General features: G+C 63.6%; 6 protein-coding genes. 3 read left to right on the top strand and 3 right to left on the bottom strand.

What is annotated here, in order from left to right; translation table 11 throughout:
* Positions 1-132 precede the first annotated feature (132 nt).
* Both EN925_RS19680 and EN925_RS19675 read left to right on the top strand, forming a co-directional pair.
* Positions 133-1299 carry an acetyl-CoA acetyltransferase gene (locus EN925_RS19680; protein ID WP_027162994.1) on the top strand — a complete coding sequence of 389 codons (1167 nt, stop codon included), beginning with the start codon at positions 133-135 and terminating at the stop codon, positions 1297-1299.
* Between the two features lie 25 nt (positions 1300-1324).
* Positions 1325-2329, top strand: a complete 1005-nt coding sequence (locus EN925_RS19675) for an asparaginase (protein ID WP_127366668.1) — start codon at positions 1325-1327, stop codon at positions 2327-2329.
* Here EN925_RS19675 and EN925_RS19670 read toward each other — a convergent pair.
* Positions 2322-3698, bottom strand: coding sequence for a TIGR03808 family TAT-translocated repetitive protein (locus tag EN925_RS19670; RefSeq protein WP_127366669.1), 1377 nt, complete (start codon positions 3696-3698; stop codon positions 2322-2324). The genes EN925_RS19675 and EN925_RS19670 overlap by 8 nt on opposite strands.
* Before the next feature lie 121 nt (positions 3699-3819).
* Between EN925_RS19670 and greA the strand changes: the two genes are divergently transcribed.
* Positions 3820-4293 carry a transcription elongation factor GreA gene (gene greA / locus EN925_RS19665; protein ID WP_013532674.1) on the top strand — a complete coding sequence of 158 codons (474 nt, stop codon included), beginning with the start codon at positions 3820-3822 and terminating at the stop codon, positions 4291-4293.
* A gap of 32 nt (positions 4294-4325) precedes the next feature.
* On the opposite strand, the gene EN925_RS19660 is transcribed toward greA, so the two are convergent.
* Positions 4326-4478: a hypothetical protein gene (locus EN925_RS19660; protein ID WP_244514279.1), complete on the bottom strand. Its 153-nt coding sequence runs from the start codon at positions 4476-4478 to the stop codon at positions 4326-4328.
* Between the two features lie 131 nt (positions 4479-4609).
* Positions 4610-5924: methylmalonyl-CoA mutase family protein (locus tag EN925_RS19655; protein ID WP_206632861.1), on the bottom strand; the 1315-nt coding region annotated here is incomplete at its 5' end.

Genomic DNA, 5924 nt, shown 5'->3' with positions numbered 1-5924 from the left:
ATCTCGGCTCTACCAAGCGATTGTAGGCCTCCAGCCCTTCACGAAACCGGCACGATTGTTTATCTTTGAACAATAGATGCGAAATGCGCCGTGAGCCGACATGCCAGGCCGGCGCCAAGGATGGAGACCGCCATGACCGCATGCATCGTCGGATGGGCGCATTCGCGCTTCGGCAAGCTTGAGGGCGAAACGCTCGAAAACCTCATCGTCAAGGTGGCAACGGACGCGCTCGACCATGCCGGCATCGGTCCCGACGAGGTCGACGAGATCGTGCTCGGCCACTTCAACGCCGGTTTTTCGGCGCAGGATTTCACCGCCAGTCTGGTGCTTCAGGCCGACGACCGGCTGCGCTTCAAGCCGGCGACGCGTGTCGAGAACGCTTGCGCCACCGGATCGGCGGCGGTCCGCCAGGGCATCCGCGCCATTGACGCGAATGCCGCTCGCATCGTGCTGGTGGTCGGCGCGGAGCAGATGACGACGACGCCGGGGCCGGAGATCGGCAAAAACCTGCTCAAGGCGTCCTATCTGCCCGAGGACGGCGAGACACCGGCGGGTTTCGCCGGCGTCTTCGGCAAGATCGCGCAGGCCTATTTCCAGCGTTATGGCGATCAGTCGGATGCGCTGGCCATGATTGCCGCCAAGAACCACAAGAACGGCGTCGACAATCCCTATGCGCAGATGCGCAAGGATTTCGGCTATGAGTTCTGCCGCCAGGAGAGCGAGAAGAACCCCTTCGTTGCCGGTCCTCTGAAGCGCACCGACTGCTCGCTGGTCTCCGACGGCGCCGCCGCCCTTATCCTTGCCGACACCGCCACGGCGCTGAAGATGCGCCGTGCCGTTGCCTTCCGCGCCAACGAACATGTGCAGGATTTCCTGCCGATGTCGAAGCGCGACATTCTGACCTTCGAAGGCTGCGAGCAGGCCTGGAACCGGGCGCTGAAATCGGCCGGCGTGACGCTCGACGATCTGTCCTTCGTCGAAACGCATGACTGCTTCACCATTGCCGAACTGATCGAGTACGAGGCGATGGGCCTTGCCAAGCCGGGAGAGGGGGCGAAGCTGGCGTTGGACGGCACAACGGCCAAGGATGGTCGCCTGCCGGTCAATCCATCCGGCGGGCTGAAGGCCAAGGGCCATCCGATCGGCGCCACTGGCGTGTCCATGCATGTCTTGACCGCCATGCAGCTTGTCGGTGAGGCCGGCGGCATCCAGGTGCCGGGCGCAAAACTGGGCGGCATCTTCAATATGGGCGGTGCGGCGGTCGCCAACTACGTTTCCATTCTCGACCGGATCAGATAAACCGCCCGCATTTGCGGAAGGTGACATGACAAATCCGGTTCTGATCGAAGTCTTGCGCGGCGCGATCGTCGAGAGCGCGCATCGCGGCTCAGTCGCGGTCTTCGATGGCGACGGCAAGCCCGTGTGGGAGATCGGCGATACGGCCAAGCCGGTGTTTCCGCGCTCGGCGGTCAAGGCGATCCAGGCCTTGCCGTTGGTCGAAAGCGGGGCGGCGGATGCCTATGGTTTCGGCAACCGCGAACTGGCGCTCGCCTGCGCCTCCCACTCGGGCGAGCCGGCACATGTCGACCTTGCGCGATCCATGCTGGCCAAGGCTGGGCTGGACGGATCGGCGCTCGAATGCGGCACGCATTGGCCGTCCAATCATGACGCCGAGATTGCGCTCGCCCGCGCCGGCGGCTCGCCGAACGCCTTGCACAACAATTGTTCGGGCAAACATTCCGGCTTCCTCTGCACCTGCGTCCACGCCGGCATTGCGCATCGCGGCTATGTCAAGCCGGGACACGGCCTGCAGGACATGGTGCGCGACGCCATGCAGTCGGTGACGGGCGCTGTCCATGGTGAGGACCAGCGTGCCATCGACGGCTGTTCGATCCCGACCTACGCGGTGCCGCTCAGGAGCTTCGCGCTCGGCTTTGCCCGCATGGCCACGACATCAGGTTTTGGCCCAGAGCGAGCCAAGGCTGCAAAGCGGCTGCTTTCCGCCTGCATGGCCGAGCCCTTCTTCGTTTCCGGCAGCGGCCGCGAAGACGTCGCGTTGATGGAGGCCGCACCAGGGCGGATTTTCACGAAGGGCGGCGCCGAAGGCGTCCATTGTGCCGCAATTCCGGAACTTGGCCTCGGCATCGCACTCAAATGCGATGATGGCGCCGGCCGCGCCGGCGAAGCCATGGTTGCCGCCGTCCTTGCCAAACTGTTGCGTGCCGACGAGGCCTTGGCGGCGAAGCTGCTCGAATTGGCAAACGCGCCCATTGAAAATCGCAACGGTGCCAAAGTCGGAGCGCTGAGGCCGACGGCAACTCTCAAGTGACGTGATTGCGCTCGACGGTCAGATGCGCGTAGCCGCTACCGTTTGACGAGGCGAGATCGCCTGTCGCGGGCTCCGCCCAGCGCTGGCCGACAACCGCACCGTTCAGCGCGCCGTCGATGACATTGTCTGAAATGACGGCCGTACCGGCGCCCTCGACCACGGATACGACGATCCCGGTTCCTGCCTTGCGGATGATGTTGCCGGTGGCGACGACATTGCGCAGGTACGGGCCCCAGCCGATCTGCATGCCATAGAGTGGCGCGTTCTCGATGACATTGTTGGAAACGGTGGTGTCGGCCTCAACGCCGATGCCGACGCCAAATCCCGGCGAGTCGGCGGGGTAGGGGCCGCTGGTCGACAGATTGCGCACGATGTTGCCGGAACAGACGCCCATGCGGCCGCCTTCGTTGAAATTGACGATCGAGATGCCGTTGGCGGCGCCGTCGACGATGTTGTTGCTGATGATGGCGCCTTCGAACGAGAACTCGGAATAGATCGCCGTTTCGCCAGAGCGCGAGCAGGTGTTGCCCGATATCTGCAGGTTGCTGGCGCTGTTGGCGCGGATGGCCGAGAAGACGCAGTCCGAGACGATGTTGCCCGAGATGACGACATTGCCGGCGCGAAAGGCATTGATGCCGTTGCCGTTCTGCCCGGTTCCGCCGCTGCGTGCCTGGATCCCTTGGACGCGGTTGCCGGTGACCATGGTGCCGTCTTCGGCCACCTGCCAGCGGTGTACGAGGATGCCGCCATTGGCGCAGTCGGAAACGGTGTTGCCCGTGATGGCCAGCCCGCCGGCTTCGACCGAATAGATGCCGGCATCGGCGGCGCCCGATATCTCACAGCGCTCGATCCGGCCGATCGCGTGTTCCAGCGCCAGCCCGTTCTTGCCGCTGCCGGTGATCTGGCAATTGTCGATGGCGAGGTGCGCGACACGGCGCAGATCGAGCAGCCCTTGCGTGTAATCGCCCATCGCGCGGTTCGCACCATCGAAGACCAGTCCGCTAAGTTCGATATGGTCGGCCTGTTCGGCCATGAACAGGTGGCCGTCACCGCCGTAAACGATGCGCGTCGCGCCCGGCACGCCGGAAAGACGTACGCGGCCGGGCAGCGAAAGATTGGAGACGACATAGGTGCCGGGCGGCAGGAACACCGGCATGTCGCGGCTGTTTGCGTCACGCAGCAGTTTGGCGAAGGCCTTGCTCTGATCGTCTGATGTGCCGGGCTGCACGCCGAGTTCGGTGGCATTGATCGAGCCGCGCATCGAGGCTTTCTCGATGCCGCTCAAGCTTGCGGCTACCGCCTTGCCGAGCGCAAGGCCCATGACGGCAAAGCCGGCGGTTCCAGTCAGCAGCGTTCGTCTGTTCAACATCGGCACAGAATCCCAGCGTTCAACCTTGGCGTCGCAGGAATCGTGCCAGACGGTTTGCCTCTCCTCTGGACGGAAACGACAATGGCTTGTCGAGCAGCCTCTGCGGGCCTAAGTTCAGGAAATGAGCAGAGCTTTCACCCGCGAGGAAGACAGCGAAAATGCCATCGCCGGTGTCGGTGAGCGGCCGGTCAGCCAGCATCGCAATCTGGTGACGGAACGCGGCCTGGCGCAGATCGAGGAAAATCTGGCCGATCTGCGCGACATACTGGCGAAGGCCGAACGCAAAGCCGACCGCGAGCGCATAGCGGTCGTGTCGCGCGATCTGCGTTACTGGACCGCCCGGCGCGAAAGCGCCGAACTCTCGGTGCCGGAGCCGGGCAGTGACGTTGTGCGCTTCGGCATGGGCGTCACGATCGAGAGCGATGACGGCAAGAAGGTGCATTGGAAGATCGTCGGCGAGGACGAGGCTGATCCCACCAAGGGCAGCATTTCGCATGTTTCGCCAATGGCTGTCGCCCTGTTCGGCAAGAAGATCGGCGACTTGGCCAGCGTCAACGGCAAGGAATGGGAAATCGTCAAGCTCTCCGAGAGCTAGGACGTCTCAAATCCGCCGCACTGATTGGCGCGTCATTTGGCGAGTTTCTGAAGCCCGACCCGATATTTGTCCATGACCTCGCGCGCGGCCTTCATCTGCCGTTCGAACCTGTCGGCCACCGGTCTTAAAATGATGCCGTGATCAGTTTCGATGATCTGGAGCTGATCGCCCGATTGCAGATTCAAGCTGTCCAGCATTCCCGTGGCAAGATCAGGGCATCTGATCCGTCGTCGAGCTTGTGGATGGTCGTCTTCACGGTTACCGCACCTTGGTTGCAGTGTCAGTCTAGCACAACCTTTTCAGAGATGCAGCAGTCCTAGTCCGTGGCCAGCAGCCGGTCCAGCAGGCGATCCGCTGCCTCTGGAATGACTGTGCCCGGCGGGAAGATCTCGGCAGCGCCGGCTTGCCGCACCGCGTCATAGTCCTGCGGTGGGATGACGCCGCCGGCCACGATCAGCATGTCGCCGCGACCGAGCTTCTTCAGCGCGTCGCGCAGTTCGGGGATCAGCGTCAGATGTCCCGCCGCCAGCGACGAGGCGCCGACGATGTGGACGTCCTGTGCGACCGCCAGCCTGGCGATCTCATCCGGTGTCTGGAACATCGCGCCGACGGTGACGTCGAAGCCGAGATCGGCGAAGGCCGTAGCGATGACCTTCTGGCCACGGTCGTGGCCGTCCTGGCCCATCTTGGCGACGAGAATGCGCGGCTTGCCGCCGGTCTTCTTCTCGAAGGCGTCAAGCTTGTCCTGCAGCCCGTCGACCACGGGATGATCGCCAAGCGCCTTGCGATAGATGCCGGAAATGGTCTGCACCGTAGCGACGTGGCGCCCAAACGCCCTTTCCAACGCGAATGAAATCTCGCCGACCGTTGCATTGGCGCGCGCGGCTCGGATGGCGAATTCCAGCAGGTTTTCATTGCCTTGCGCGGCACGGGTCAGCGCATCGAGTGCGCTTTCGACGGCGGCGACGTCGCGCGTGCCCTTCAGCCGTTGCAGCTTCGACAATTGCCGGGCCCTGACCTCGGCATTGTCGATCTTCAGCACGTCGACCTCGATGTCGGTCTCGGGCCGATGGGCGTTGACGCCGACCAGCATCTGCTCGCCGGAATCGATCCGCGCCTGCGTGCGCGCGGCAGCTTCCTCGATGCGCAGCTTGGGAATGCCCTGTTCGGTCGCCGCCGCCATGCCGCCGAGCGCCTCGACCTCCTCGATATGGGCAAGCGCGCGCGCCGCCAGATCATGCGTCAGCCGTTCAAGATAGGCCGAACCGCCCCACGGGTCGATGATGCGCGTGGTGCCGGATTCCTTTTGCAGGATGAGCTGGGTGTTGCGGGCGATCCGCGCCGAATGGTCGGTCGGCAGCGCCATCGCCTCGTCGAAGGAATTGGTGTGCAGCGATTGGGTGTGGCCCTGCGTTGCAGCCATTGCCTCGATCATGGTGCGGACAATGTTGTTGTAGGGATCCTGCGCCGTCAGCGACCAGCCAGAAGTCTGGCAATGGGTGCGCAGCGACAACGAGCGCTCGTCCTTGGGCGAAAAATTCTTCTGCATCAGGGTCGCCCACAACAGGCGCGCGGCCCGCAGCTTGGCGACTTCCATGAAGAAATTCATGCCGATGGCCCAGAAGAAGGAC

Source organism: Mesorhizobium sp. M7A.F.Ca.US.006.04.2.1 (assembly GCF_004022915.1).
In the GTDB taxonomy this organism is placed as follows: Bacteria; Pseudomonadota; Alphaproteobacteria; order Rhizobiales; family Rhizobiaceae; genus Mesorhizobium; species Mesorhizobium ciceri.
The sequence above is the reverse complement of the archived record's forward strand: the minus strand, read 5'-3'. Positions and strand labels throughout refer to the sequence as shown.

What these genes read in the sequence shown, in the direction of transcription:
- EN925_RS19680 (WP_027162994.1), top strand. Translation starts at nt 133, where the DNA reads ATGACCGCATGCATCGTCGGATGGGCGCATTCGCGCTTCGGCAAGCTT.
- EN925_RS19675 (WP_127366668.1), top strand. Translation starts at nt 1,325, where the DNA reads ATGACAAATCCGGTTCTGATCGAAGTCTTGCGCGGCGCGATCGTCGAG.
- EN925_RS19670 (WP_127366669.1), bottom strand. Translation starts at nt 3,698, where the DNA reads ATGTTGAACAGACGAACGCTGCTGACTGGAACCGCCGGCTTTGCCGTC.
- greA (WP_013532674.1), top strand. Translation starts at nt 3,820, where the DNA reads ATGAGCAGAGCTTTCACCCGCGAGGAAGACAGCGAAAATGCCATCGCC.